This window comes from Dethiosulfovibrio salsuginis (genome assembly GCF_900177735.1).
Taxonomy (GTDB): Bacteria; Synergistota; Synergistia; order Synergistales; family Dethiosulfovibrionaceae; genus Dethiosulfovibrio; species Dethiosulfovibrio salsuginis.
On the sequence record NZ_FXBB01000016.1, the window covers coordinates 1 to 26600 of the forward strand.

A 26600-nucleotide genomic window follows, 5' to 3' on the forward strand; every position below is an offset into this window, starting at 1 on the left:
GTAGATATAATCTTTCCCTCCCTGTTGCGTTTAAAAGGGCCCCCCTTGGGAGGCCCTAGGTCGCTTAGTTTTCACTGTAGCTCTCGTGGGTTATCACTAGGGTACCTCTAAAAACTCTAATTCTCGGAGAGACCGTCCCGACGGAGCCCATTTGAGCCCGTATAATCGACATGCCGTCGTGTAGTCGAATGGGGCGACAGGACGTCGCCCCAAGCCGAGGGGGCACAGGACGTGCCCTCCGAGGCGGTTCGTACGGAACAGGCAGGTCGAGTATACGCCTGGGCGAAACAGGGCGTAGGCGGGACGATCTCTCCGAGGAGACTCGAATGTGATTTGTTAGAGATGCCCTTTAGGGTAGTTCCTATTATAGTCGGAGAGTTATCCAAATAGCCATATCCCTAGCGTAGCTAAAGCATCCCAAGGGTCAATCTGTGTTCCACGGTGCCCATTATGTGGTTTTCCATGGCCTCTTTAGCCCTGAGTCCATCTCTGTCCTCTATGGCTTTTACTATCTTTTCGTGCTCCTCGGAGCTTTTGTGTCGTCCAGCTCTCCTCCTCGCCACGTACTCCTCGCTGCCGACGTCCAATATATAATATGGGGAATAATAAAATGTGTAGAGGGAGGACCTCCTGTATAGCTGTATGAAATGCCTTTGAAAATAATGATTATTACTTATTAGGATTATCTTTTGGTGAAACCTGTCGTTTAGGTCGGCAAAGACGCTTTTTCTCTCGTTGCCGTAAAGTTCGACAAAGCGATTTTCCTGATCGACTATATCCCTGAGCTCTTTTACGTCTTCCTCGGTTCCCCAGGAAGCCGCCAGCTCGGTGGCCTTGCCCTCCAATGTGGCCCGGGCCACGAATACCTGCATTAAATCTTCTTTGTCGAGGGTAGGGATTCGATATCCCTTTTGCCCTTTTATCCTCTCCAGAACTCCCTCAGCTATAAGCCTACCTAGGGCCTGGCGGATAGGGGTCCGGCTAAGACCTATTTTTTCCACCAGATCGGGCTCGTAAAGCCTTTCTCCTGGTGCTACTTGGTGGTCGACTATAAGGTCTATAATCGCGCTGAAAGCCTGTTCGTCGGCCTTGCCTGCCATACAGGATCTACTCTCCTTTCGTGGCTCCAAAGCAAATGGATTCAAAAACGGATACATTCTAATAATAAAGACTTATCCTCGAGATGTCAAGAAAGGCCGAGGACACCGACGTCCTCGGCCTTATCGCCGCTAAAATCCTGCCGATCCTCCTAAGGAGATCAGCGACCCCGCCCATCTTCTCATGTCGTCCATACCTCTGCCCTCTATCCTGATCGTCCTGCCGTCCAACCTGGTCGTCCCTGGGACCTCCGCACAGTCAGCCTGAGATGTATAGTGAAAGGTTATGTCCAGACGGAAGGAGCCGTCTCCGGTGTCCATAACCGGTGCCTGCCCTTGAGCTATCCGTCTCACCGCCTTGGATGCCCTCTCATTCCCTCCATCATACCCAATTGCTTAGGGTTGCCGGATATTATCCTGAGCCTGCCCTCGCTTCCAGGCATGCTCTCCGGGGAAAGGTTGATCATCCTGTCGTGGGCGTCGTTTACGATGATCTCCTCCGCTCCTCCGTCGAAGGCCCCCTCTATGGCCGCCAAAAGATCGTGGGTCTGCATGGCCCTGCCGTAGCCGTATTCGACGTCGGAGTTTCTGACCTGCTCCGATCTGACGATCCCTGTAGCTCCCTCCATGTCAACGCTCATATAGATTTTCACTTAAGTCACCTCGTCGTGAGTGATATGGATCCAGAGTATGATACACCTAAAACTGGAACTATCGTCCCCTTTGGACTATGATAAAAGCAATTTTACGGAAAGGGGAGATGGGGAATGAGGTTTAAGGGGTTTTTAGTCTTTTTGGCTGTCCTTCTTTTATCGGGCTTTATGATGTCCTCTTTATGGGCCCAGGATGCTCCACCTCAGGGGTCCAAACAGGAGGAGGAGGTGGTTTCTCAGGACCCTCCTGCGGAGAACCTATTCGACCGAGAGGCCAACGAGAGGAGGATAGAGGAGCTTAACCTGGCGTTGGAGAGGCTTGCCTCCGTTCCAATAGCCGAGTCCGCCGCTATTTACGGTATCACCGAGGCGGACGTCGAGAGCCGTATAACTGCTCTCTCGTCTTTGCAGAACTTCTACCGTAGGCTCAACGTGGCCATAGAGAAGACCTCCGGCTTTGTGGAGGAGGAGAAAAAGAGGCAGTCGGAGAAGGAACAGGCGGTTTTGACCCTGGAGGAGAAGCCTCCGTTTAACCTGAGCTATTACGATGGGTACCTCCAGAGGGTCGAGGATCTTGTCTCTAGAGTCTCCGAGTTGAGGGACTCTATGGCCAGGGAGCAAAAGGCCATTGTGAGCGCCCAGGGACAGCTTGAGGAGGCAGGGCGATCGGTCAGGCTGGCAAGAAGCGAGCTCGATTCCGCCAAGGGGACGGATTCGGAGCAGAACAAAGAATGGATGTTGAGAAGGGCGCTGGTCCGTGAGGAACTCTGGAAGGTTACCTTGGCTTACCTCAGGAGAAGCCTGGAGAATATCAGGATTCAGACTTCTATAGCAACTCTCCGTCTGGATATGGCGGAGGATATAAGACGCTATATCAACGATAATCTGGCTTTCGACCAAAAGGATCTGAACGAAGGGCTAGCCCGTTACTCCTCCAGGGAGGAGGATCTGACAAAGAGAATAGCCTCCTTGGCGGGAGAGGCTGAGAAGGCGGAGAAGGCCTACGCCGATTCTCACGCTAACTTGACCGTAGCGACCTCGGATAAGGCTCAGAAAGCCGCTCAGAGGGCTTTTTCCGAGGCGGAGATTAGCAGGGAATACCTCCATCTCGCCACTTCTCAGAGCCAGGAAATGGTGGGCATGTTAGGGGAAATGAGGGAGATATGGTCCTTCAGGTACTCTTTGCTCAGAGAGGAAGGGGTCAGCACCGACGTCCTCATGAAGGCCAGAGACGACGTCAGGGCCAGGGTCGGCAGGTTTGAGAACGTCCTCCTCTCCCAGCAGAGATATCAGTCCACCCTCCATAGACGAGGGTTGGCGCTGGATAAGGCGATAGAGGAGGAAAAGGGCAAGGAAGAACTTGCCTCCCTGAAAAAAAGGCGAAAGACCTTGGACGATATTATGTCCCAGAACATGAACTACATGGCGGTGGCCATGACTCTTGACTCGATGAACAAGCGCCTTCTGGAGGAGATCAGGCGAAGAATCACCTCGGTGAACGTGGCGGAAAAGGTCACGACCCTGTGGAAAACCAGGACTACCGAGATATTGAACATCGAGTTGTGGCACTCAGGGGACTACGCTGTAAGGTTGAAGGAGTTTATCCTGGCCCTGTTTATCCTTTCTCTAGGGCTTATCGCGAGCAAGAGGCTGGCTAGGTTTATAAGAAAATGGTTTTTGCTCCACTCTAAGAAAGTGGAGATAACCGCCGTTTACGCCGTAGAGCGTCTGCTGTACTATTTCCTGATAGTCGCATCTTTCCTCATATCCCTTAAAATAGTCAACGTTCCCCTGACGGCATTTGCCTTCTTAGGAGGTGCGGTGGCTATCGGAATAGGTTTTGGGGCACAAAATCTGTTTAATAACTTGATCAGCGGGTTTATTCTGATGGTCCAACAGCCATTCAAGATCAACGACGTCGTCGAGTTCGACGGAGTGACCGCTACGGTTATGGAGATAGACTCCAGATCCACCAGGGTCAAGACCTTCGACAACTACGACGTGTTGGTCCCTAACAGCTACTTTCTGGAGAACAAAATCACCAACTGGACCCTGTCGGACAAGATAATTAGAGGTAAGTTGGAGATAGGGGTATCCTACGGGACTCCCGCTCAACAGGTGGAGAAAATCCTGCTCAGGCTCGCCAACGAGCACGAGTTTGTCATTCCCCACCCAGAGCCTTTCGTCCTTTTCTCCGGCTACGGAAGCAGCTCGATGGATTTTACCCTCTATTTCTGGGTCGATACCAGAAAGGCCTTTCCTTCACGGGTCGGTAGCGACATGAGATACCGCATTCAGGAGATATTCGAGAGAGAGGGTATAGAGATCCCCTTCCCTCAGATGGACGTGTATCTAAAGAAGCTCGCCTCTCAGGAAAACATACAGTTGCAGGAGTGAACCTAAAGGTGCCTCTAGGAACTTTCGTCCTCGGAGAGATCGTTCCGCCTGCGCCCTGTCTCGCCCGGGCGTATACTCGACCTGCCTGTTTCGTACGAACCGCCTCGGAGGGCACGTCCTGTGCCCCCTCGGCTTGGGGCGACGTCCTGTCGCCCCATTCGTACTACACTACGGCATGTCGAGTATACGGGCTCAAAGGGGCTTCGTCGGAACGATCTCTCCGAGGATCAGCGTTTTTAGAGGTTCCCTTAACCCAGAGGGACGGAGGTCAGTCTCCGTCACTCTGGCTTTTTCCGATCTGGGACATCATCTCCGACAGTGCGGCCATCTTGGCGGTGGCCTCCTCCAGGTGAGATAAAAGGGAGCATACCGCCCTTATAACCTGGATGTTACCTCCCCCTTGTATAAGCTCTCCTAATGTCTCCATAGAGCTTTTTAGCTTATCTGTCGCCTTCTTCATAAGGTCTATCTCCCTGGTCTCAAGTGCCTTCCCGTCGGAGCCCTCTTCGTCCAGAACCCGCCATAGTCGGCCCATTTTGATGCCCTGAATATCCCCCTCCCTCAGCCACTTCCTTATGGTCGCGGTTGTAACCCCTCTCTTGGTAGCCGCTTCTTCCGGGCTGATGTACCTTTTCCAAGACATAAAAGCACCTCCAAGGTTTGTATGTAATCTTTTGCGTATCATGGATCACGACTATCGTGGTTTTTTATTGTCATGATTGCCTATATGTGTTATTTTGTATAGGTGAGATAGTTCGTGCTAAGTTCAGAGAGGAGTGATCGTCCATATCTCTTTCCATGTTTTTAAAATACTACCACGTCAAGCTGTTGGACGCTCTGCTTGAACATCTTCTGATAGTGGGGCTCAGCGTCCCTGTGGCTCTCTTTTTGAGCCTTCCCCTGGGTATATGGATATCGTCTCGCCCTAGAGTGGCTAGGTGGGTGATCTACGGTTCCGGCATTTTGATGACCATACCAAGTCTGGCCCTTTTCGGCATCATGGTAGCCCTTCTATCGTCCTTCAAACTCGGCCTTGGACTGGTCCCTGCGGTCTCGGCTATCGCTATATACTCCCTTCTGCCTATTACCAGGAACACCTACATAGCCCTCAACGGGGTATCCCAGTCCATAATCGAGGCGGCTACCGGGGTCGGTCTGTCTAAGTCTCAGATACTTTGGAGGGTCAAGATGCCTTTAGCTCTTCCGGTCATAATGGCGGGGGTTCGGTTGGCGGTGGTCATGGGAGTAAGCGTGGCGGCCTTTGCTTCCCTCGTTGGAGCCGGTGGCCTAGGGACCTTTATCTTCTCCGGCATCGCCAGGTCTAACCTGATGATGGTAGGAGCAGGAGCGATTCTGGTGGCCCTGCTGGGCATAGCGGCAAACTGGATTTTGCTGTCCCTGGAGAGAGCCATTACCCCTAAAGGCCTGATAGTTGACGAAAATAGATAAGGAGTTGTTGCAATGGCGGAGATAGAGTTTCTAGACGTTTCCAAGCGTTTCAGCGATACCGTCGCGGTGGATTCGCTGAACCTGTCCATAGAGAAGGGCAAAATAACCATGCTCATAGGCCCTTCCGGTTGTGGAAAGACCACGACCTTAAAGATGATAAACCGGCTCATAGAGCCCTCAAGCGGATCTATCCTCATAGGTGGACAGGACGTCACCAAGATGGATCCCGTCAAGCTCCGTAGGTCCATCGGCTACGTCATCCAGCACGTCGGTCTTTTCCCTCACTATACGGTTTTCGACAACGTGGCAACCGTTCCGAGGCTTTTAGGTTGGTCGGAGAAGGATATATCCGACAGGGTGATGGAGCTGCTGAATCTGGTGACCCTTGACGAAAGCTACGCTGCGAAATACCCCCTCCAGCTGTCCGGCGGCGAGAGACAGAGGGTCGGCCTGGCAAGGGCGTTAGGCGCCAACCCTGAGGTTCTCCTGATGGACGAGCCCTTTGGGGCCATAGATCCTATAAACCGTGCCACCATACAGGACGCCTTTTTGGAGATCCAGGAGGAGATAGGCAAGACCATCGTGTTCGTCACCCACGATATCAACGAGGCCATAAAAATGGGAGACAGGCTGGTGGTCATGAAAGACGGCTCTCTCGTGCAGAGCGACTCGGTGTCCGAGGTCCTGGACAACCCGCAGGACGAGTTCGTCGAGAGCCTTTTGGGACACGACAGGACCTTAAAGGCCCTGTCCCTCAAGAGGGCCAAGGACTTTCTCTCCCAGGATGGCTGTATATCCATAGTCAGGGAGGATTCCACAGCCCAGACCAGGGAGGCCCTGATGGATCGTCTAGAAAAGGAGACGTTTAAGACCGCCTACCTGGTGGACCACAGAGGGGTGCTCCAGGGTCGCTACGTCCTGGACAAGGCCAACAGGACCGGCAGGGTCTCTATCGACTACGAAGAGGGCTGTGTCAGGGTTGACAGAAATACCAGTGTCACCGACTCCCTCTCTCGGATGTTAGAGGCCGGAGCGAGACAGCTTCCTGTGGTGGACAGAAACGGTAAGCTGATGGGCTGTATAAGGCTTTCCCATATATTCTCCCAGGTCGAAAGCGGCAAGGAGAGTGAGATGAGATGATCTCCTATCTCCGCTCCCACGGAGATCAGGTATGGGAGGCTTTTACCGCTCACATGACCCTGTTTGGGGCCTCCATGTTTTTCGCCATTTTTCTGGGAATGGCCATAGGTATTTTCGTCGCCGCCGACGGGAATAAAAAGGTCGGAAACGTGGTACTTACCGCTTTAGGCGCCGCTCAGGCAACCCCTTCCATAGCGGTGGTGGCCCTGTCCTTTCTCTTCGTAGGCATAGGAGCGGCTCCAGCGATTATAGCCTTGGTGGTGTACTGTCTGGTCCCTATCGTCTTTAACGTGGTCTCCGGCCTTCTCGGTGTCCCCGAGGAAGCGGTAGAGGCCGCCAGAGGGTTAGGCATGACCGATAGGCAGATCCTATGGAAGGTCAAGATGCCCCTCGCCTCTAGGGTTATTATGTCGGGCATAAGAAGTGCGGCGACCATCAACGTGGGAACCGCTACAGTGGCCGCCGTTATAGGCGGTGGAGGCCTTGGGGATATCATCTTCAGCGGTCTCAAGATGGAGCGAACCGGGGCCATCCTGGTCGGAGCAGGGCTTTCTGCCCTTTTGGCAATAGCCATAGACGGTTGTTTCGGCCAGTTGGAGAGAAGGTTGGTCCCTAAGGGGTTGACCGTAGAGAAGTAATTTTGAAGGAGGAATTCTATGAATAACAAAAAAATATTTAAGTCTTTTGTGCTGTCTCTGTGCCTTTTTCTGGCGGTCGGTGGCGTCGCTCATGCCGCCAAGGTCACAGTAGGGGCTAAAAACTTCACCGAGCAGTACGTGGTAGGCGAGATGGTGGCCCTCCTTCTGGAGAACGCCGGTTTCGATGTATCCAGAAAAATGGGCACCGGAAGCTCTATAACCAGGACCGCCCTTACCACCGGTCAGACCGATCTTTACGCCGAGTACACCGGCACCGCCTGGCCTCTCTACCTCAAGCACGAGGATAAGGTGGACGATGCGAAGGAGCTCTACGACAGGGTCAAGGCCGAGGACCTGGAGAAAAACGGCATCGTTTGGCTCGATCGTTCAAAGATAAACAACACCTTTGCCCTTGCCATCAGAAAAGACGACGCGGACAGGCTCGGGACCTCTATCTCCGATCTGGCGGCTTACGTCAATGAAAATCCCGGCAAGATCACCTTCGGAACAGGGTCCGAGTTTAACGAGAGATCCGACGGCATACCGGGGATCATGGAGACCTACGGTTTTTCTCTGACCAATAAACAGAGGCGGATCATGGATATAGGCCTTACCTTCGAGGCTATAGACAGAAAACAGATCGACGTGGCAATGGTCTACCCTACCGACGGAAAACTTCAGAAGTTTAACCTCCTGATCCTGGAGGACGACAAGCAGTTCTTCCCGGCCTACAACCTCTGTGTAACCGTCAGGAAGGAGTTCCTCGACGCTAACCCGGAGGTGGAGGGTATCCTTAAGCCCATCGCCGATCTCGATAACGAGACCATGCAGAAACTGAACTACAAAGTGGACGCCGTCGGCCTTCCTGCCGACATGGTAGCCAAAGAGTATCTGGAGGAAATAGGAATTTTATAGTTCCCCAAAAAGCCGTGGAGCTCGCTTTATTCAGCGAGTTCCGCGGCTTTTTTTCGCCTTTTAGGCTACAATGGTAGTCGTATCTGATACCCAAAAACAGGGAGGTAATCTCGTGGACTGCAAAATCATGGATGGCAGGGCCGCCGCAAAAGAGGCCAAAGAGGAGATAAGATCGAAGGTCGAGGCAGTAAAGGCAAAGGGAGTGGAACCCGCTCTCACCGTTGTTCTGGTAGGGGACGATCCTGCCTCGAAGGTCTACGCTGAGCAGAAGAGAAAGAACTGCGAATCGGTTGGGATCTCTTTTTCCTTCCATCAGCTCCCAGGGTCGACGTCGGAGGAGGAGCTTTTAGCCCTGGTGGATAAGCTAAACTCCGACCCCTCGGTACACGGCATATTGGTGGAGATGCCCCTTCCTAAACATATATCCAACGAGAGGGTCCAGGCGGCCATCGACCCCGACAAGGATGTGGACGGCTCTAACCCGGCCAACCTAGGCAGGCTCGTCTCCGGGCTACCGTCGCTCAGACCCTGTACACCTCAGGGAGCTATGTACCTCATGGAAAAACACGGTGTGGATCTGTCGGGCAAGCACGCTGTGGTGGTAGGCAGAAGCACCATAGTTGGCAAGCCGGTCGCCATGTTGCTCCTTGAGAAGAACGCCACCGTGACCATCTGTCACAGCAGAACCTCCAATCTCGCCGAGGTGATAAAATCCGCCGATGTGGTGGTCGCCGCAGTAGGACGGCCGGAGATGATAACCGGCGACATGATAAAGCCCGGCGCGGTGGTGGTCGACGTCGGCATAAACAGCATTCCCGACGGCATCGTAGGAGACGTGGACTACAGTTCCGCCCAGAAGGTGGCGGGCTATCTGTCTCCCGTCCCAGGAGGAGTAGGCCCTTTGACCATCGCCATGCTTTTGGATAACGTGGTGACCTCCGCCGAGAGGGCCCTTTTAAAGCCGTGAGAGAGGAAGCGTCAAAGATAGCCCTGGAGGTCAACTCGATTCTCAGGGAATATCTGGCGGTGCAGAACGGCCTTTTTAAGTTTTCCTTCAAAAAAGCACTGGGATTGGTGAAGCCCGATCCCTCCTCGGCTTCCGCCTCGGTGGTACCTCTGATCGACAGGCTTGAGGTCGTAAGAAGGGACATCAAGGAACTGTCTCCCCAATCGGACACCGCGGAGGGGAGGTTTCTGATCGCCCTTAGAGGTTACGCCAAGGCCATGTCCTCCGCTATGATCTCCTTTCAGGAGCTCTGTTCCAAGCTGGAGGAGGGCAGTAAGGACCGGTCCTACCGTAAAAAAAGCTACCCCGAGGACATGAGACAGTTTCAGCTCAAGGAGGCGGAATATCTGGAGATCGGCCTCCGGCTCAACGACCTAAAAAAAGATCTGAGTAGCGATTCTGAAAAATAGGTGTTGACAAAAGATCTCCGGTGGTTTACTATGACCGCCAATTACCCGTCGGCACGAGATGCCGGGAAAGGAGCCCTACGATGAAAAACACGATGAACGTATCTCTCGTCCTAACCGTTATTATAGTCGTCGTTATCAGCTGCGGGGTCCTTCCTGGAGTTATTGTCGGCGTATAGCCTGACAGCGACTGCGGGCCTGGATCCTCTCGGAGGATCCAGGCCCTTTTTTTAGTCCGTCGTTTCCCCAAGGTAACGTTTGAATCTTTTAGAGAGAAAAAGGAGGTCGTTCCGGTGTACAGAAGAATCGGAGTGCTGGCTCAGGACAGTCCAGGAACAATGGTGAGGATAGCTTCTTTGGCGGTCAGAAAAGGTTACGAACTGGTCAGCTTTTCCGCCGAGAGAGGTCGGGACGACGGGCTTTGCTGGTGTCGCCTGGAGATAATGGAGACACAGGATAGGTGTGACAGGCTCATACTTCAGCTCAAAAGGCTTATGGAGACCGTTGACGTGGTTCTCTTCGAGAGTTCCATGGAGATAGACATAGAAAAAAGGAGTGCGTGATCGATATGGCTCAGGTTTACTACGACAAAGACGCAAATCAGGAGGTTCTCAAGGGAAAGACGGTAGCGGTGCTGGGATACGGGAGCCAGGGACATGCCCACGCCCAGAACCTGAAGGACAGTGAGGTCTCGGTGGTTGTCGGGCTTCATCAGGGAAGCCGTTCCGCATCGGTGGCTAAAGAGGATGGTTTTGAGGTTCTCCCCGTGTCGGAGGCCGTCGCAAAGTCCGACGTGGTTATGGTCCTTCTGCCCGACACCGCCCAGCCTTCGGTGTACAAAGACTCTATCGCCCCTAATCTGAGGCCCGGAATGGCCCTGGCCTTCGCCCACGGTTTCGCCGTTCACTATCACCAGATCGAGCCTCCCGCAGACGTGGACGTGTTCATGGTGGCCCCTAAGAGCCCAGGGCATATCGTCCGTCGTCTCTACACCCAGGGAAAAGGCACCCCAGGGCTTCTGGCGGTCCACAACGACGCCACCGGCTCCGCCAGAGAGGTCGGTATGGCCTACGCCTCCGCTATCGGATGTGGTAGGGCGGGGGTCATAGAGACTACCTTCCAGGAGGAGACCGAGACCGACCTCTTCGGTGAGCAGGCGGTCCTCTGCGGAGGGGTAACAGAGCTGATGAAGGCCGGTTTTGAGACCTTGGTGGAGGCGGGATATCAGCCTGAGATAGCCTACTTCGAGTGTCTCAACGAGATGAAGCTCATAGTGGATCTTATCTACGAGGGCGGTCTCTCCTGGATGAGATACTCTATCAGCGACACCGCCGAGTACGGCGACATGGTGGCGGGGCCCAGGGTGATAGGCGATGAGTCCAGAGCGGCGATGAAGGTCCTTCTCAAAGAGGTCCAGGACGGGACCTTCGCGAAGGACTGGATCCTGGAGAATCAGGTCGGTCGTCCCAGGATGAAGGCGTGGAGAAAGAGGGAGGCCTCTCAGAAACTGGAGGAGGTAGGAGCGGATCTCAGGGACATGATGCCCTGGCTGGAGTCGAAAAAGGCCCCTAAACAGTAGGATTAAGGGGATCACGGAGAGGAGAGGCTGTTATGGCGGATGGAATGACCGGGGCGGATATCATCGTAAAGGTCCTTGAGGGATCGGGGACGGATGTGGTTTTTGGCATACCTGGGGGAACGGTTATACCCCTTTACGACTCCCTCTACGGCTCGTCCCTAAGGCACGTTCTGGCCAGGCACGAGCAGGGAGCCTGTTTCGAGGCCGCCGGTTACGCCAGGGCCTCCGGCAAGGTCGGGGTCTGTCTAGCCACCTCCGGTCCTGGAGCTCTGAACACCTTGACTGCTCTGGCGGATTCCTACGCCGACTCGGTCTCTCTGGTGGTCATAACCGGCCAGGTCGGGGCCAATCTAAGGGGAACCGACGCGTTTCAGGAGGCAGACCTCTTCGGTAGCTCTCTCTCCATGGTCAAGCACAGCTTCTCCGTGGAGTCCGCCGACGATCTGGAGGCGGTCATGGGTTCGGCCTTTACTATCGCCTCCTCCGGCAGGCCGGGGCCTGTGCTGGTGGACGTTCCGGTAAGCGTCCAGAGGCAGGTAGCTGAGGATCCCCGCAGAGGAGGGGTTCCCCTCAGGACCGGAGATGTGGTCTCCAACAGCAGGGAGATATTATCTATTTTGCCCTATCTCAGAAAAGCTCTGAAGCCGGTAATCCTCGCCGGTGGAGGGGTTATAGCGTCCGATGCCTCTGAGGAACTGTCAAAGCTCGCCAGAGCTTGCTCTATACCGGTGGCCACCAGCCTTATGGGCAAAGGAGGGTTCCCTGAAGGAGATCCTCTCTCTCTGGGCATGGCGGGAATGCACGGTACCGAAAGGGCCAACAGGGCCCTCTCCGATGCGGACCTCATCGTATCCCTTGGCTGTAGATTCAGCGACAGGACCACCGCCAAGGCTTCCGGTTTCGGCAAAGGCGCTGCGATCGTTCAGGTAGATATAGATGCTGCGGAGGTAGGGAAGATAATCCCCGTCGACTTAGGTGTCGTCTCCGATATCCGTCAGGCCCTGGAGGCGTTAAATCGGTCCGGAGAGCTGACCTCTCTGGGAAGAGACAGGGGGATCCCTCGAGGAACTTTCGAGGAAGACCATGGCTTTTCTCCAAAAGCCATAATGGAGACGATCAGAGACCGTCTCAGGGCAGACGACGTCATAACCACCGAGGTCGGTCAGCATCAGATGTGGGCGGCACTCCACTGGCGGTCCGACCTCCCTAGAACCTTCATAACCTCAGGGGGACAGGGGACGATGGGATTCGGCCTTCCTGCGGCTATCGGAGCGTCTATGGCCCGTCCCGGTCGGCCGGTGGTGTGTCTCGCAGGGGATGGAAGTTTCCTCATGAACTCCCAGGAGATGGAGACGGCGGTACGGTACGGACTTCCTGTCAAGGTAGTGGTGTTCAACAACCGCTCTCTTGGGATGGTCCGTCAGTGGCAGGAGCTTTTCTGGAATAGAAGGTACAGCGCCACTGTAGAGGCCCCCTCCTGCGACTTCGCCGCACTGGCCAGAGCCTATGGAGCGGAGGGGATAAATGTCTCCTCGATGAAAGAGCTTGAGAGTGCCATCGACGATTTTCTCTCTTCCCCCGGTCCTTCACTGATGGAATGTCCTATAGAGCAGGAGGAAAAGGTGTTCCCTATGGTACCTGCTGGGGCGGACCTGGGCGATTTTATCGTAGAACCTCCCAAATAGACGAAGGGCGGAGTCTTTCTCCGCCCTCTAGTTATCCCTTATCATAGTTGCCCTCAGCCTTTTGAACTCCCGATCCATACGGTCCATAAGGGACATGGCCTTATCAAGATCGCCCTCTAGAGCCGCTTTTTCCACCGAGAAAGCCACTTCCTTTAAGGCTATGCCATCCACGCTCGCCGCCGCTCCTTTGACGCCGTGGGCCTTTATGGAGGCCCCTTTTCCATCTCCCTGAAGGAGAAGGCACCGGATTTCCTCTAACCTTAGTGGAACGTCGACTATAAAGCTGTCGCATATATCTCTGGCCATTTCCTTATCGTCCATGAGCCGGCTGAGGAACGATAGCTTGTCCCAGGACGGGTAGCTCTCCGGCAGCCACTTTTTAAGGGCTTTTCTGAGAGAGTTTGGGGTTATAGGTTTGGACAGATAGTCGTCCATGCCCCCTTTTATGCATCTCTCCCTATCTTCCTCCATCGCGCAGGCGGTCAGAGCGACTATCGGTATATCGTAATTAGGGTCTGAAGGTGGGAACTTCCTTATATACCAGGTAGCCTCAAGGCCGTCCATAACGGGCATCTGAACGTCCATAAGGATCAAATCGTACTTCCCTTTCTCCAGCTCCCTGAGAGCCTCCCTCCCGTTCTCCACCGCGATGCCGTCGAGGCCCATCTTCTTTAATAGGGCCATGACCACCCTTTGATTAGTCTTGCTGTCCTCGGCGACCAAAACCCTCCCTGTCATACCTTTCTGTGCCGGGCCGGACCGTTTTTCCGAGCTGGCTAGGCTGGGATGTTCCTCCCCATTCTGCGATAAGGCGGAGAGGACGGCGGATCTCAGCTTCTGTGGCTGGATCGGCTTCATGACGTAAACTTCGACGTTGTGGTTTATTCCCTGTCCACCAGGCGATCTCATGGTGATTATCCTGGTGTGGTTGAACCTTTCGTCCTTCTCTATCATTCCCTTTAACGTTAGGCCGTCTATATCGGCCATGTCCTCGTCTATGACCGCGAGGTCAAAGGGGCTTTTTTGGGAAAGTGCCCTTTTCATCGTTAAAAAGCCGACCAACCCCTCCTGAACTACTTCCACCGACGCTCCAAAATTGTTTAGAGTTTTTGCGATCGTAGATCCTACAGTCTGGTTGTCGTCTATAACCAGTATCTTTAGCCCGTCGAGAGCCAGGTCTTTCTCATGCTGAGAGACGGTAAAACCCCTTAAAGGAATGTAAAACCAGAACTCCGATCCTGGACCTCCCGGTCCCCTTGGGTTACATGGACTGTTAAAGCCTATTTCGCCGCCCATTGCGGTGACCAGCTGTTTGGATATTGCCAGACCTAGCCCTGTCCCTCCGTATTTACGGGAGGTCGACCTGTCCGCCTGGGTGAACTTATCGAAAATATCGGTGCCGTCGTCCTTCTTTACCCCTATTCCGGTGTCCAATACGGAAAATCGTACGGTCTGTCCCAGGTTCACTTTGTCTTCCAGCGACAGATGAACGCAGACTTCCCCTTTATCGGTGAACTTGATGCCGTTGCCTATCAGGTTTATCAGGATCTGCCTGATTCTCCCTCTGTCGCCTTTGAAGATCGATGGAACCGAGGGCTCTATAAAAGGTATAAGCTCTATCCTTTTATCGTAGGCTCTCAGGGCCAACAGGTCTATCACCTGATACAGCATATCTCGAAGGTCAAAGTCGGAGTTATCCAGATCTATCATTCCCGCTTCGATTTTGGAGAAGTCCAGAACGTCATCTATAAGATCTAACAGAGAGGCTGCGCTGTCCTGTACCGTCTTGGCGTAGCCCATCTGTTCCTTCGTCAGGTCGGTGGTCAGAAGGAGCTCTATCATGCCGATGATCCCGTTCATAGGTGTCCTTATCTCGTGGCTCATATTGGCGAGAAACTCGCCTTTAGACCTATTAGAGGCCTCTGCCTTGGCGGAGGTCTCTAACAGCTTTTTGTTGCTCTCCCTGAGGGCTTTCTCTGTCTCTATTTTGTCGGTTATATCCCTGGCTATAGCGTATATAAGCGGTCCTTTTGCGGTGGATCGCCACTCTATATTGCGATACGAGCGGTCTTTGCATAGGTAGCGATTTTCGAACCTCGATACCCTTTCTCCTGATCGAAGGATCTCCATTGCTTCAAAGGTCTTTTCCCTGTCGTCAGGGTGGACTAGATCTATGAACATGGTTCCCGTCAATTCCTCCAGAGGAAACCCTAAAACCCTCTCCCACTCTGGATTTAGCTTTATGAACTGACCGGAGGTGGTGGCTATGCACAGAAGGTCCAGGCTGGAGTTGAAGTAGTGCTCCAGCTCCTCTAAGGCGTCATTCAGAGATCTCTCCATCACGATTTTTTCCATGACGTCCCTGACGGCTATCATGATCATCGGCCTACCGTCCGCCGAGCCTGAGGATATAACCTTCATGTCGCTAGGCGGATGTATGTGGGAAGGTAAGGAGAAGGTTATAGAGCTGTCCTCCAGAGCAGCCTGTAGCCAGTGGTTCAGTTTCTGTCGATCGGCCTTGGTTAAGGTCTCAAGGTCTATACTTTCAGGGCTTTCGGTTCTAAAAAAACCCAAGGCGAGCTCGTTGGCCTCTAGGACGGTGAGCTCGCCTGGATCTACTATCATCAAGGGGGTGGAGCTACTCTGGAAAAATTCCTGGAATAATCCGTTCATGGCCCTCTCCTCCCCGGGGGTGCTCTACTCTCCGAAAAGTGACTGGATTATGTCCTCTACCCTCTCTATTTCGGTGACTTTAGTGACGTTGCTTCCGCAGAAGAACAATCCCTGCTCCCAGTTGCCTCTGTAGGCCTCTACAAGGGCCTGGGCTATACAGAAAGTCTGCTTTTCCTTCTTATAGCGACAATGGGTCAGGCAGTTGGCTATGCAGGGTTTGCTGTCCACCTCTCCTTTGAGGTAGCGGTCCACCATAGGGGAGCGAAGGGCCCTGCCCGGCAGACCGGCGGGGCTCTGTATAAGCACTACGTCTTCCTCTTTTGCGTCCACGTAGGCCTGTTTAAACCTGATATCCGCGTCTCCCTCTTCGGTGGAGGCGAATCTGGTGCCCATCTGGACCCCTCTTGCACCGAGGCTAAAGGCTTTAAGTATATCCTCTCTGTCCCATATTCCTCCGGCGGCTATGACCGGAATGTCCAGCCCCTCTTCCTTGAGAAAGGCCACCAGTTCGGGAACCACCGTCTCCAGCGAAAGGGCTGGGTCGGTTACCATCGCCTCGTCTCTGGCCCCTAAGTGTCCACCGGCGTAAAGGGGGGTCTCCACCACAAATCCATCTGGAGCTTTCCCGTAGGTTTTCTGCCATCTCCTCATTATCAGCTGGGCCGCTTTCGTGGAGCTGACTATAGGCACCAGGGCCACATCGGGATAGTCTCTGGTATACTCAGGTAACTTCAGGGGAAGACCTGCCCCGGAGATGATCACGTTAGCTCCTCCCTCACAGGAGGCTCTGACGTGAAGCTCGTAGTCCGTGAGTGCCACCATGCAGTTTACCGCCAGGATTCCCTCTGGGCCCGCTATCTCCCTGGCCTCCGCTAGGTAGTCCTTTATCGCCTTCTGGTTCGTCTCAAAATAGTTTCTTCCTGTAAAGTCGGGATGGGCAGCAGCCAATCCCACCGATGCGATAGTTCCGATCGCACCGGATCGGGCCACAGCTCCGGCCAGTTTTGGACCGGATACCATGACTCCCATGCCTCCCTGTATAAGAGGGTATTTGGGACGGTGCGATCCGATCTGTAGAACAGCCATATCCATAACTCTCTCTCCCTTCAATGCCTTGCTTGTGGGGTGCAGGTGTATCAAGATCATTTTATCTCATATCCATGACTAGGACCACGAACCAGACCTCTATATGTGGTCCTATATCGAAAAAATAAAAGGGAAAGAAGGGAAAAGTATGAGGTCTTGGTTTGTCCTGTTTCTGTTTTGCTTTTTTACGTGCTTTTTGTCACCTTCCTACGGTTGTACCGTGGTGGTGGCCGGAAGGGACGCTACCGTCGACGGTTCGGTTATAGCCTCCCAGACCGCCGATGGATGGTACGATTCTAACTTGCGGTATATTCCCGCTATGGATCATTCTGCCGGTGACATGGCCCCGGTGTATCTATACCTGCTGGGAGAGGACGACCGAAAGCCTCAGAGGATAGGGGAGATACCTCAGGTATCCAGGACCTACGGATATTTCAAGACGGGCTATTCCAGTTACAACCAGCACCAGCTGGCTATCGCCGAGTCCACTATAGGTCAAAAGGACGAGCTAAAGGCTTTTTGGCCTGAGACCAAGGCCATAATGACCATAGAACAGCTCGCCGTATTCGCCCTACAGAGGACCAAAACCGCAAGGGATGCCATAGGTCTGATGGGAAGTTTAGCGGAGACCTACGGTTTTCTCGGGTCCTGTGCCAACGAGGGAGAGGCCCTTGCGGTTGCCGATCCTAACGAGGCGTGGATATTCGAGATAATGAGCGTCGGTTTCGACTGGAGTCCCGACTCCGGTGTTCCTGGAGCTATATGGGTCGCAAAAAAGGTTCCCGACAATCACGTAGCTGTCCTGGCTAACGCCAGTAGAATCGACTTTATCGACGTCGACGACAGGGAGAACTATATGTTCTCCGATAACTACATGGAGCCTGCCGTAAGGTTCGGTTGGTACGATCCATCTTCCGGCGTCCCCTTCAATTGGAGAAAGGCCTACTCCCCCGATTCCGGTGTATGGGCCTCCTCCTCCATGTGGGTCCGAGGCAGAACCTACGGCATATACAGAGAGCTCGCTCCCTCTGTAAACTGGGATCCCTACGGCGAGCTTGGCTCTTATCCCTTTTCCTTCTCGCCGGAGAAAAAGGTGTCGGTGCCCATAGTGATGGACCTCCTCAGGTCTACTTTGAAGGATACGGTTTTTTCCATGGAGGACAATCAGGCGTGGCTGGTTCCCGGTGTCAACGGCGAGTTGAGAAAAAGCGAGCTGGCCACCCCTCTTCCCGACAGGGCGACGAGAACCTTGTTGAACATCCCCTATTCGAGGCCGGTAGCGGCAAAATCCTCCTGGAGCTTCGTATCCCAGAGCAGAAGCTGGCTCCCTGACGACATAGGGGGGGTTCTCTGGATAGGCCTGGGGCTTCCTCACTTTTCCTGTTACGTCCCTATATACTCGGGCTCCAGAGATACCCTGGAGAGCTGGAGAAACTTCGATCCCGAGTTTTTCGACCCTCTCTCGATGAGGTGGTGTGTCAGCCTGGCGGGAGATCTTGTGAATCGGGTATACCAGAGGGCCATGAAAGACCTGGTTGACGTCAGAGCACCTATGGAGGGCGAGTTTATTCGCTCTCAGCCCGAGGTGGAGAGGGAGGCCCTCGACCTCTACGCCCATTCACCGGAGAGTTCCTCTCAGTTTTTGACCGCCCTCACCTTGAGTCGGATGGACATGGTCCATAAGGCCTATTGGAGCCTCTGCCGAAAACTTATAGCTAAATACGCAGGGAATAAGCTTTGGTAATGGTCCGCTGGATTGTATGCCTTTTTCTGTGGCTCTCTTTTCCTTTAGACCCCTCCTGGGGGGAGTCCTTTTTTATCGAAGGGGCCGGGAGAACCATACACGTTCTCTGCCTTCCTGTCGATCCTCCCTACCTCATAAGGAGGCCCGATGGAGAGCTTGATGGTTTTTTCGTCGATCTCATAAAGGCCCTGGCGGAGACGGAAAACCTGAGAATCAGCTTTAGGGTCGGCGGATGGGAGGACCTTCGCCAGTCTCTCCATCGGGGAAGGATCGACGTGGTTTTAGGAACACCCCACCCTGTCCCGAAGGATAGGGAACCTTTTTCCTATCTTCAGGTCTACAACGTCGATCCCAGCGATTTCGGCGGGGAGAATCCTTTAAGTCGCCCCTTACGAAGGGTGTCGGGCAAAGACCTGGGGGACCTGTGTTTCTCCGTTCCGGTGGTGGAGGAACCCTTCTCCTGCATGGTAAAAAGGGACAGCTACGTAAAGTCCCTGAGGGACCTAAAGGACCAGTCGATGGTGGTGCGGAGCGGCTCTCCTGCGCTGGAGTTTCTGTCCAGCGGTGGGCTGACGTCACGAATGATAGCCGTCGCCTCTTTGGAGGACGCCATGAGGCTGGTGTCCTCAGGAATCTATCCAGGGGCTCTGATGGGAACCTATCAGGGGCTTTATCTGAGAGAACAGCTTGGTTTTAAAAACCTTGAGTACATCATGCCTCCGGTGTTTACCCTAGAGAGAGGGATGGTCATAGCTAAAGGGGACGCCGGGCTGGCGATGAAGTTAGGGAGAGCCTTCGAGGGCATGAGGCAGACCGGTGCCTATAGAAGGCTCCTTTCCCGGTGGTTCGGTGGTTACGATACCACCATCATAGACAGGGATCTAGCCATGAAAATAGGTGCGGTGTTCGTCGCCGTCCTCTTCTTGATCGGTGGCTGGAACATCATCCTCAAAAGAGAGGTCGCCAGGATAACCAGGGAAAGGGAGAAGATCCTCGATTTCACCAGAGACGGTATAGTGGCGGTGGACAGAGAAGGCCACGTTTCGATGATAAACAAAGTCGCCCAAGATCTCCTGGCGGTGGACGAAACGGTCCTAGGCCTATGGTCGGAGGACGTAATACCGGACGTCGACTTTTCCACGGTGCTCCAGACCGGAGAGGCGGTCTTCGACGTAGAGCAGAATCTCCGGGGCTCTCTGGTAATAGCTAATAAGGCTCCGGTGATGTACAGAGGTTTCGTCTACGGTGCCATCGCCACCTTCAGGGATATGACCGAGATCCACGCCCTGGCGGAGGAGATAACCGGCGTTCGGATGTACGTAGAATCTCTCAGGGTTCAGAACCACGAATTTCAGAACAAGCTACAGGCCATAGCGGGCTTGATCCAGATGGGGCGATATGAGAAGGCCATAGAGTTTATCACCAACGAGGCAAAGCCTGCGAGTTCCTCAACCTCCTTCGTCTCGGAGAACATAAAAAATCCCGCAGTAGGAGGCATCGTCATAGGTAAAGTCGGTCGTTGCAGGGAATTAGGCATAGATTTTCTCATAGACCCTGACAGCTTCTGTAACGAGACCGAAGGTATCAGCGATCAGGCCATGGTGGTCATAATAGGCAACCTTCTGGAGAACGGTATTGAGGCGGTTCTGGCTTCGGGGGTGGAAAATCCCAAACTGGAGTTTGCTATTTTTGACGAATCCAATAGAATAATGATCAGCGTGGTGGACAACGGCGGAACTATGACCGACGAAATAGCCTCCAGGATGTTCACGAAGGGCTTTTCGACCAAGACCAGAAGTCGTCCGTCTGGCTTTGGTCTCTACAACGTCAAGAAGCTGGTCGACGCTATGGAGGGGGATTTATCGGTGGATTATGTAACAGGGGAGTACACCGAATTTATGGTGACTCTTCCGAACGGAGGAATATAAGCATGGATTACATCGATGTATTAGTGGTGGAGGACGATCCGATGGTCGCCGATATCCATCAGAGTTACGTGAACTCGGTGGAGGGATTCCGGGTGGTCGGAATGGTCGATAACGGCCTTAAGGCGCTGGATTTTCTGAGAAAACGGCCTGTCAGACTGGTAATTTTGGATATATTTCTACCAGGTCTTGACGGAATGGGAACCCTTGAGAAGATCAGAGAGGGCGGAAGCAACGTGGACGTCATAATGATCTCAGCGTCAAGGGATAAGTCCACCGTCAACAGAAGTATCCAGGCCGGTGCTTTCGACTATATAGTCAAGCCCTTCGCCTTCGAGAGGATAAAGGCGGCGCTGGAGGCCTTTAGGCAGGTGGTCCATCGGTTGACCGAGGGACCTAGTCAGGTGGATCAAAACGACATAGATAACCTGCTGTTGGCCAGAAACAGGAAAAACGTCCAAAGCACCCTGCCTAAAGGGCTAAACCCCCACGTTCTCAAAAAAGTGGAGGAGCTTATAGCCAGAGCGGACAGGCCCCTCTCTTCGGTGGAGGCCGCCGACGTCATAGGGGTGTCCAGGATAACCGCCAGGCGTTATCTGGAGTACCTGGTGGCCTCGGGCTCCGCTACGATGGAGAGGGAGTACCAGGAGGTCGGAAGACCTATAAACAAATATCTAATAGTTAAGTGAGGCTCCTTTTGGGGAGCTTCACTTTTTTTGTGCCCTTGTACAAAAGGGAACACTGGCATACATAAGTTTTGTTTTTCTGTTCTCCTTTATCGGAATACAGTAGAATGACAGTGAGCCGTCTTAGCCTGTTTCGATTTGGGCGGTGCGGAGGGTTTTAGGTCACGCTGAGTTTCTGGCGTGAGAGCCGATTTAAGGAGGGTATCGTTTCAATGTCAAAAGTTTTTGGAAAAGGGATATTGCTCGCTCTGGCAGCTGTGTTCACCGCATCGGCGGCCTTTGCCTGCACACCTATCGGTGTCGGACGTGACGCTACGGTAGACGGATCGGTCATGACCAGCCATACCTGCGATGGATGGTACGACAATCGAATTCAGATAGTTCCTGGTGAGAAGTTTGAGGACGGAGCAATGGCGCCGGTTTATCAGCATGTATGTCATGGGACCCAGCCCACAAGGCCTCTCCAGAAGGTTTTAGAGATTCCTCAGGTAAAAGAGACCTATACCTACTTTCACGTAGGATACCCCTTCATGAACGAGCATCAGCTCATGATGGGAGAGGACACCTGGAGCGGCAGGGACGAGCTCTACGCAAAGGACGGGGCTTTCTGGATCGAGACCCTCCAGATCTTCGGCCTTCAGAGGGCCAAGACCGCCCGTGAGGCCATCGCCGTAATGGGTGAGCTCGCCGAGAAATACGGTTACAGCGACGGTGGGGAGACCCTCATAATCGCCGACACCAAAGAGCTCTGGGTATTCGACGTCTGTGGTCCTGGAATGCTCTGGAGTCCCGACAGCGGCAAGCCCGGTGCCATCTGGGCAGCTCGCAGGGTTCCCGACGACCACGCTATCGTATGTGCTAACCGCTCCAGAATTGGAGTCATCGACTTCGACGATAAAGAGAACTTTATGTACTCGAAAAACGTCACAGAGCTTGCTGAGCAGATGGGCTGGTGGACCCCTGGAACCGAGTTCAACTTCTCCAAGGCCTACAACCCCAATCCCTACGGGTCCGATCACTACCAGTCGCTCAGGGAATGGAGGGCCTTCAGCCTTCTCGCTCCTTCTCAGAACTTCGAGCCCAGATCCCAGGCTTACGACTACCCCTTCTCCGTCAAGCCCGACAAGAAGGTCGCCGTACAGGACATAATGGCCATATTCAGGGATCATCTGGAGGGAACCGATTACGACCTTACCAAAGGCATGGCCGCCGGTCCCTTCGGCAACCCCCATCGCTGGCCCACTCCTAAGTCGGTCCGCCCTGAGGGCAAGGAAAACATGGATTGGCCCAGAGCTATCTCTATGTTCCGCTGTTCCTACAGCTTCGTATCCCAGAGTCGTGAGTGGCTTCCCGATCCAGTCGGCGGAGTCCTGTGGTTCGGTCAGGATTCACCTGACACCACCCTCTACGTCCCTATCTACTGCGGCGTGACCAAAGTCCCCAATGGATGGAGCGAGGGAGTTCGCCACGAGTACGATCCTAACTCCGCCTGGTGGGCCTTCAACTTCGTAAACAACTGGGCTCAGCTTCGTTGGGATTCGATGATCGTCGACATAAACGAAGAGCAGCAGAAGTGGGAGAAAGAGTTCTTCATGCAGCAGAACGCAGTGGAGAAAGAGGCCGCAGAGCTCTACAAGAAGGATCCTGCCAAGGCCGTCGCTTTCCTCACCGACTACACCTACGGCAACATGGAGAAGGTCCAGGACGCCTGGTGGAGCCTCGCATGGAAGCTGGTCGGCAAATATCAGGACGGTTACATGATGAGCCCCGAGGGCAAGCAGATTCAGCTTGGCTACCCCACATGGTGGCTTGAGGCCGTCGGTTTCGGCGAGGGCTTCGTAGACTAGACTGTTTTTTGGATCGCCATGGCTTAGACGCTGTGGCGATTCGCTTTACTTTTGTTCGAGAACTACGTACTTTTAAGGCCTAATAGGATAAATAACAAGACAAAAGAGCACGATTTCTTGAACTCTCCGCCTGACCCCCTATAATTGAGCTCAATCCTAAAGGCACGGAAGAATCCAAGTAAAAAAAACGTTCAAGGAGGTAACTTTATAATGCGTAAGTTTTTAGCGGTTGCAACGATAGTATCCCTGGTGACGATGTCCTCTCTGGTCGCCTTTGCCTCTCAGGCCCCTGAGGTAAAAGACCCCATAATAGTCACCACCTGCGGCCAGAGTCCTGCTGCGGTAATGATCAAGATGTCCTCAATGCAGGCCGGTTTCAAGGCGGAGCACAACAACAACCTTACCGCCGCCGACATAAAGGGCAAAGGCTACGCCACCCTCATCGTCACCAGCGGAACCAGCATGAAGGGAATGGGTGCCGCAGGCACCAACGTAGACAAAGAGATCGCCCGTACCCTTGAGCTTATGGACGCCGCCAAGGCTGAAGGCCTTCTCGTAATCGGAGCTCACGTCGAGGGAATGGCCCGTCGTACCGACCAGTCCGACCAGGCCTCCATCGACGCGGTCCTCTCCAAGGCCGACGTTATCCTTGTCACCATCGATAGCGACAGCGACGGTTTCTTCACCAAGTACGGCGAGGAGCACGGTAAGCCTATCATAAAGGTAAAAGACGCTCTCGGCATCGGCCAGGGCCTTAAGAACTAGCTCTGTCGGTGTCCACGAACGGGGTCTCGCCTTAAGGGGGCCCCGTTCTTATTGCAAAAGGAGAAAGGACGAAGAGAATGACCATGTACCACCACTCAATAGCCGTCCTGGTAGTTATAGCGGCGGTTTTTGCCCTGGCCAAACGGATGAAGGTCACTACCGAACTCTCTATGTTCTTAGGTGCCCTCTTCGGAGCTGTGGCCCATATGCTCTTGCCCAAAGGGGTTGACCCTAGGTCCTCCATAGGGATAGCTGAACTCCTCCGTCACGTCGTCGAGGGAGCCTTCACCTACTACGATGTCTGTCTCATATTCATGAGCGCAACCTTCTTCATGGCCCTGTTCAAGGAGGCCGGAGGAGTCGCCTTTATAGTTCGCAAGATAGTTCGCAGTTTCGCCAGCCGTAGGATCATTTGCCTTCTGCTTCTCACGGTGGTTATGCTGGTTCCCGGTGCAATAACCGGATCGGGGGCTACCACCGTCCTCACGGTAGGAGCTCTGGTGGGTTCGGTCCTGGCAGCTATGGGAGTTTCGGAGACCAGAAGGGTCGCGCTTATCTTCATGCTGGCCGCTATGAGCGCCGCCGCACCTCCGATAAACCTCTGGGCTATGATGGCCGCCGCTGGTGCCAATATGCCCTACGTCGGTTTTGCTAAACCCCTTATGATCCTGTCGGTTTCCGGTGCCCTTTTCTCCACCTTTTACCTGGCCGGTAAAGGGGAGAAGGTCGATGCCGAGAAGGCCCTGTCCGAGCTTCCCGTTCCTCCAGAGGGATGGAACTGGCTCAAAGCCAGCCTTCCTTTTGTGACCTTGGTCTTTCTCGTCCTGGCAGGTAGGATTTGGCCTTATTCCTTCCCCACTGTGGGCTTGCCCCTTATATTCATGATCTGTGCTGTGGTCACCGTTTTGCTCAGCCCTGTGAAGCTCAAAATAATGGACATAGCCACCGATACGGTCAAGAACCTTCTGGGATTGGTCGGTATCATGGTGGTAGTCGGTTCTCTGATTCAGGTTATGGCTCTCAGCGGTTCCAGGGGACTTATATCTTTGGCGGTGGTAACCCTGCCTATGACGGTGCTCTTCGCCACCCTCTGGATAATACTGCCTCTGGCGGAAGGTCTGGTCCAGTACGCAGTGGCTCCTTTGATAGGGGTTCCTCTTATAATGCTCTTTAACATGAAAGGTCTCGATCCGATCATCTCCCTTTCCGCCTGGGCGGTTATGTGGCCTCTGGGAGACTGCCTGCCACCTACGGCGGTCGTCGGCAGGGCCACGGTGATGGAGATGGGCTATAAGGGCCGTTACTTCGGCGAATTCGTCAAGGCCTGTATTGTCCCCTCTCTTTTCATAGCTTTGCTGTGTACTCTGTTCCTCATATACAGCAAAAACCTGGCTTTCCTTGGAGGTTAGAACTATGAATCTCGTTACGATAAACAACGCAGTTATGGTGCTTTATTACCTTATAAGCGCTTTTTTCCTGATCGCCGTCGTCAGGAACTTTGTGAAGACAAAAGACCCTCAGGAAGCGGTGCTCTACACCATCGTGATGATGCCTTTCGTCCTGCGGATTCTCAGGCTCAAGTAGAGGGGATGGCGGTATTATGAACCTTAAATCGATAAAACTGGCAGCCCTTTTGGCAGCCGGTGGACTTGTGGCCCTTTCGGGGTCGATGTTCAGGGAGCATCGGTTCTTTCAGGAGCCGACGGTAGCCGGTCCAGGGGTGACGGAGGTCAAGAAACTGAGCGATTTCAGCCCCGTTATCGCTGGCTCCGTCAACGACTGCAACGTCTACATACTGGACAGCGGAGTTCCCGGTGGTACGGCCTTCATCATAGGTGGAACCCACCCGGAGGAACCTGCCAGCAACCTGAGTGCCCAGATGTTCGTCGAGAACGCCGTGGTGGAACAGGGACGGGTCATAGTGGTCACCAGGGCCAACACCAGTGCCTCCCAGATAACCAGAAACGGCGAAGCCTATCCCCGTTTCTACACCGTTCAGACCCCCTGGGGTGAGAAAAAATGGCGAATGGGAGACCGTTGCACCAACGCACTGGACTCCTGGCCTGACCCTGAGGTCTACGTCCATTATCCCAGCGGTCAGAACCTGGCCTACATGGACATAAGAAACCTCAACAGGACCTGGCCTGGCAGGCCTGACGGTCTCGTAACCGAGAGGACCAACTTCGCCATGATGGAGATGATCCGCAACGAGGACGTAGACGTTGTTTTGGACTACCACGAGGCGGAGCTGGAATACCCTGTGGAGAACACCATAGTGGCCCACGAAAAGGCTCAGGCCGTGGCGGCCATGACCTCCATGATGCTCACTTCCTCCGTTTTCCCGGTGCCTATCGGAATGGAGTTCTCCCCTACAGCCCTTCACGGTCTGTCCCACAGGGAGATAGGAGACCATAGCCAGGCTATGTCCCTTCTCGCTGAGGTCGCAGAGCCTATGCTTGACCGGATCAGGGGAATCACCGACGAAGAGCTTCTCATGAGCGGCAGGGATCGTTTTGTCATGAAAGCCGGAGAGCACAAGCTTCTCTACGCCCCTATCGACGAGAGCGGTTGGCCCATAGATATCAGGGTCGGTCGTCACGTGACCACCTTCATGACCATCCTGGACGTTTTCAACCAGGTCGATCCATCGAAGGCAATCGTCGTCTCAGGGATACCTTCCTATCAGGAGATGGTCGATAACGGACTGGGTATCTACTTCAAAGACCCTAGCTCGGTCCCGTCGGACAGGGTTTTCATCGATTAACCTAAACGCTAAAAAAAGAGGACAGGGCTTGCCCTGTCCTCTTTTTTTAGCAGTTATTTGTCAGTGAACCTGGAAGTTGTTATAATCGAGAACAGTTGAACATATCGGACGATTTGTGATCGTAAATATACGACCTCAGGAGGT

24 protein-coding genes are annotated in these 26600 nt (G+C 53.8%); 18 read left to right on the plus strand and 6 right to left on the minus strand.

The genetic code is table 11. From position 1 onward, the window contains the following. Positions 1 to 407: 407 nt before the first annotated feature. From B9Y55_RS07075 to B9Y55_RS13475, 3 genes are all read right to left on the minus strand, one after another. Positions 408 to 1100, minus strand: a complete 693-nt coding sequence (locus B9Y55_RS07075; RefSeq protein ID WP_159448272.1) for a GntR family transcriptional regulator — start codon at positions 1098 to 1100, stop codon at positions 408 to 410. Positions 1101 to 1229: 129 nt separating this feature from the next. Then, on the minus strand, positions 1230 to 1451 hold the full coding sequence (locus B9Y55_RS13470) for a hypothetical protein (protein ID WP_234986169.1): 222 nt from the start codon (positions 1449 to 1451) through the stop codon (positions 1230 to 1232). Then, on the minus strand, positions 1448 to 1750 hold the full coding sequence (locus B9Y55_RS13475) for a M55 family metallopeptidase (RefSeq protein WP_234986170.1): 303 nt from the start codon (positions 1748 to 1750) through the stop codon (positions 1448 to 1450). The genes B9Y55_RS13470 and B9Y55_RS13475 overlap by 4 nt, the downstream gene beginning before the upstream one ends. A 114-nt stretch (positions 1751 to 1864) precedes the next feature. Here B9Y55_RS13475 and B9Y55_RS07085 point away from each other — a divergent pair, with 114 nt between their 5' ends. Then, positions 1865 to 4147 carry a mechanosensitive ion channel domain-containing protein gene (locus tag B9Y55_RS07085; protein ID WP_085544669.1) on the plus strand — a complete coding sequence of 761 codons (2283 nt, stop codon included), beginning with the start codon at positions 1865 to 1867 and terminating at the stop codon, positions 4145 to 4147. Between the two features lie 268 nt (positions 4148 to 4415). Here the strand turns inward: B9Y55_RS07085 and B9Y55_RS07090 are convergent, their stop codons facing one another. Then, a complete protein-coding gene (locus B9Y55_RS07090) occupies positions 4416 to 4790 on the minus strand; it encodes a helix-turn-helix domain-containing protein (RefSeq protein ID WP_085544670.1) in 375 nt (124 codons plus the stop codon). Positions 4791 to 4945: 155 nt separating this feature from the next. Between B9Y55_RS07090 and B9Y55_RS07095 the strand changes: the two genes are divergently transcribed. From B9Y55_RS07095 to ilvB, 9 genes are all read left to right on the plus strand, one after another. After that, on the plus strand, positions 4946 to 5596 hold the full coding sequence (locus tag B9Y55_RS07095) for an ABC transporter permease (protein ID WP_085544671.1): 651 nt from the start codon (positions 4946 to 4948) through the stop codon (positions 5594 to 5596). Positions 5597 to 5608: 12 nt separating this feature from the next. Beyond that, entirely contained in the window at positions 5609 to 6736 is a 1128-nt protein-coding gene (locus B9Y55_RS07100; protein ID WP_085544672.1) for an ABC transporter ATP-binding protein, read from the plus strand. Further along, complete coding sequence (locus tag B9Y55_RS07105; protein ID WP_085544673.1) at positions 6733 to 7374, plus strand: ABC transporter permease; 642 nt, start codon at positions 6733 to 6735, stop codon at positions 7372 to 7374. The genes B9Y55_RS07100 and B9Y55_RS07105 overlap by 4 nt, the downstream gene beginning before the upstream one ends. Before the next feature lie 18 nt (positions 7375 to 7392). After that, complete coding sequence (locus tag B9Y55_RS07110) at positions 7393 to 8289, plus strand: ABC transporter substrate-binding protein (RefSeq protein ID WP_085544674.1); 897 nt, start codon at positions 7393 to 7395, stop codon at positions 8287 to 8289. Between the two features lie 112 nt (positions 8290 to 8401). After that, entirely contained in the window at positions 8402 to 9256 is an 855-nt protein-coding gene (gene folD, locus B9Y55_RS07115; RefSeq protein WP_143340856.1) for a bifunctional methylenetetrahydrofolate dehydrogenase/methenyltetrahydrofolate cyclohydrolase FolD, read from the plus strand. Continuing rightward, positions 9253 to 9705: a hypothetical protein gene (locus B9Y55_RS07120; RefSeq protein ID WP_085544676.1), complete on the plus strand. Its 453-nt coding sequence runs from the start codon at positions 9253 to 9255 to the stop codon at positions 9703 to 9705. Before folD ends, B9Y55_RS07120 begins: the two co-directional genes overlap by 4 nt. A 290-nt stretch (positions 9706 to 9995) precedes the next feature. Beyond that, the gene (locus tag B9Y55_RS07125) at positions 9996 to 10265 is read left to right on the plus strand and encodes an ACT domain-containing protein (protein WP_085544677.1); all 270 of its coding nucleotides are present in this window, start codon (positions 9996 to 9998) and stop codon (positions 10263 to 10265) included. A 5-nt stretch (positions 10266 to 10270) separates the two neighbouring features. Further along, positions 10271 to 11281, plus strand: coding sequence for a ketol-acid reductoisomerase (gene ilvC / locus B9Y55_RS07130; protein ID WP_085544719.1), 1011 nt, complete (start codon positions 10271 to 10273; stop codon positions 11279 to 11281). A 32-nt stretch (positions 11282 to 11313) separates the two neighbouring features. Further along, positions 11314 to 12966 carry a biosynthetic-type acetolactate synthase large subunit gene (ilvB, locus tag B9Y55_RS07135; RefSeq protein WP_085544678.1) on the plus strand — a complete coding sequence of 551 codons (1653 nt, stop codon included), beginning with the start codon at positions 11314 to 11316 and terminating at the stop codon, positions 12964 to 12966. A gap of 27 nt (positions 12967 to 12993) precedes the next feature. On the opposite strand, the gene B9Y55_RS07140 is transcribed toward ilvB, so the two are convergent. Both B9Y55_RS07140 and B9Y55_RS07145 read right to left on the minus strand, forming a co-directional pair. Then, positions 12994 to 15639 carry a hybrid sensor histidine kinase/response regulator gene (locus B9Y55_RS07140; RefSeq protein WP_085544679.1) on the minus strand — a complete coding sequence of 882 codons (2646 nt, stop codon included), beginning with the start codon at positions 15637 to 15639 and terminating at the stop codon, positions 12994 to 12996. Between the two features lie 24 nt (positions 15640 to 15663). Continuing rightward, complete coding sequence (locus B9Y55_RS07145; protein ID WP_085544680.1) at positions 15664 to 16731, minus strand: NAD(P)H-dependent flavin oxidoreductase; 1068 nt, start codon at positions 16729 to 16731, stop codon at positions 15664 to 15666. 142 nt (positions 16732 to 16873) lie between these two features. Here B9Y55_RS07145 and B9Y55_RS07150 point away from each other — a divergent pair, with 142 nt between their 5' ends. The 8 genes from B9Y55_RS07150 (at position 16874) to B9Y55_RS07180 (ending at position 26456) form a co-directional block, all read left to right on the plus strand. Next, positions 16874 to 18469 carry a dipeptidase gene (locus B9Y55_RS07150; RefSeq protein WP_200806646.1) on the plus strand — a complete coding sequence of 532 codons (1596 nt, stop codon included), beginning with the start codon at positions 16874 to 16876 and terminating at the stop codon, positions 18467 to 18469. After that, a complete protein-coding gene (locus B9Y55_RS07155) occupies positions 18469 to 20397 on the plus strand; it encodes a transporter substrate-binding domain-containing protein (RefSeq protein ID WP_143340857.1) in 1929 nt (642 codons plus the stop codon). Before B9Y55_RS07150 ends, B9Y55_RS07155 begins: the two co-directional genes overlap by 1 nt. A gap of 2 nt (positions 20398 to 20399) precedes the next feature. Continuing rightward, positions 20400 to 21083, plus strand: a complete 684-nt coding sequence (locus B9Y55_RS07160) for a response regulator (protein WP_085544683.1) — start codon at positions 20400 to 20402, stop codon at positions 21081 to 21083. Between the two features lie 209 nt (positions 21084 to 21292). Further along, positions 21293 to 22927 carry a dipeptidase gene (locus B9Y55_RS07165; RefSeq protein WP_085544684.1) on the plus strand — a complete coding sequence of 545 codons (1635 nt, stop codon included), beginning with the start codon at positions 21293 to 21295 and terminating at the stop codon, positions 22925 to 22927. Between the two features lie 210 nt (positions 22928 to 23137). Continuing rightward, positions 23138 to 23692, plus strand: coding sequence for a DUF6305 family protein (locus tag B9Y55_RS07170; protein ID WP_085544685.1), 555 nt, complete (start codon positions 23138 to 23140; stop codon positions 23690 to 23692). Positions 23693 to 23769: 77 nt separating this feature from the next. Beyond that, complete coding sequence (locus B9Y55_RS07175; RefSeq protein ID WP_200806647.1) at positions 23770 to 25101, plus strand: TRAP transporter large permease subunit; 1332 nt, start codon at positions 23770 to 23772, stop codon at positions 25099 to 25101. A 4-nt stretch (positions 25102 to 25105) separates the two neighbouring features. After that, positions 25106 to 25276, plus strand: a complete 171-nt coding sequence (locus B9Y55_RS13370) for a hypothetical protein (protein WP_200806648.1) — start codon at positions 25106 to 25108, stop codon at positions 25274 to 25276. Positions 25277 to 25292: 16 nt separating this feature from the next. Next, entirely contained in the window at positions 25293 to 26456 is a 1164-nt protein-coding gene (locus B9Y55_RS07180; RefSeq protein WP_085544687.1) for a succinylglutamate desuccinylase/aspartoacylase family protein, read from the plus strand. The last annotated feature ends 144 nt before the right edge of the window (positions 26457 to 26600 follow it).

Bases quoted from the DNA above. Each gene is read 5' to 3' on its own strand.
- B9Y55_RS07075 (WP_159448272.1), bottom strand. From the start codon at position 1,100: ATGGCAGGCAAGGCCGACGAACAGGCTTTCAGCGCGATTATAGACCTT.
- B9Y55_RS07085 (WP_085544669.1), top strand. From the start codon at position 1,865: ATGAGGTTTAAGGGGTTTTTAGTCTTTTTGGCTGTCCTTCTTTTATCG.
- B9Y55_RS07090 (WP_085544670.1), bottom strand. From the start codon at position 4,790: ATGTCTTGGAAAAGGTACATCAGCCCGGAAGAAGCGGCTACCAAGAGA.
- B9Y55_RS07095 (WP_085544671.1), top strand. From the start codon at position 4,946: ATGTTTTTAAAATACTACCACGTCAAGCTGTTGGACGCTCTGCTTGAA.
- B9Y55_RS07100 (WP_085544672.1), top strand. From the start codon at position 5,609: ATGGCGGAGATAGAGTTTCTAGACGTTTCCAAGCGTTTCAGCGATACC.
- B9Y55_RS07105 (WP_085544673.1), top strand. From the start codon at position 6,733: ATGATCTCCTATCTCCGCTCCCACGGAGATCAGGTATGGGAGGCTTTT.
- B9Y55_RS07110 (WP_085544674.1), top strand. From the start codon at position 7,393: ATGAATAACAAAAAAATATTTAAGTCTTTTGTGCTGTCTCTGTGCCTT.
- ilvC (WP_085544719.1), top strand. From the start codon at position 10,271: ATGGCTCAGGTTTACTACGACAAAGACGCAAATCAGGAGGTTCTCAAG.
- ilvB (WP_085544678.1), top strand. From the start codon at position 11,314: ATGGCGGATGGAATGACCGGGGCGGATATCATCGTAAAGGTCCTTGAG.
- B9Y55_RS07140 (WP_085544679.1), bottom strand. From the start codon at position 15,639: ATGAACGGATTATTCCAGGAATTTTTCCAGAGTAGCTCCACCCCCTTG.
- B9Y55_RS07145 (WP_085544680.1), bottom strand. From the start codon at position 16,731: ATGGATATGGCTGTTCTACAGATCGGATCGCACCGTCCCAAATACCCT.
- B9Y55_RS07150 (WP_200806646.1), top strand. From the start codon at position 16,874: ATGAGGTCTTGGTTTGTCCTGTTTCTGTTTTGCTTTTTTACGTGCTTT.
- B9Y55_RS07155 (WP_143340857.1), top strand. From the start codon at position 18,469: ATGGTCCGCTGGATTGTATGCCTTTTTCTGTGGCTCTCTTTTCCTTTA.
- B9Y55_RS07160 (WP_085544683.1), top strand. From the start codon at position 20,400: ATGGATTACATCGATGTATTAGTGGTGGAGGACGATCCGATGGTCGCC.
- B9Y55_RS07165 (WP_085544684.1), top strand. From the start codon at position 21,293: ATGTCAAAAGTTTTTGGAAAAGGGATATTGCTCGCTCTGGCAGCTGTG.
- B9Y55_RS07170 (WP_085544685.1), top strand. From the start codon at position 23,138: ATGCGTAAGTTTTTAGCGGTTGCAACGATAGTATCCCTGGTGACGATG.
- B9Y55_RS07175 (WP_200806647.1), top strand. From the start codon at position 23,770: ATGACCATGTACCACCACTCAATAGCCGTCCTGGTAGTTATAGCGGCG.
- B9Y55_RS13370 (WP_200806648.1), top strand. From the start codon at position 25,106: ATGAATCTCGTTACGATAAACAACGCAGTTATGGTGCTTTATTACCTT.
- B9Y55_RS07180 (WP_085544687.1), top strand. From the start codon at position 25,293: ATGAACCTTAAATCGATAAAACTGGCAGCCCTTTTGGCAGCCGGTGGA.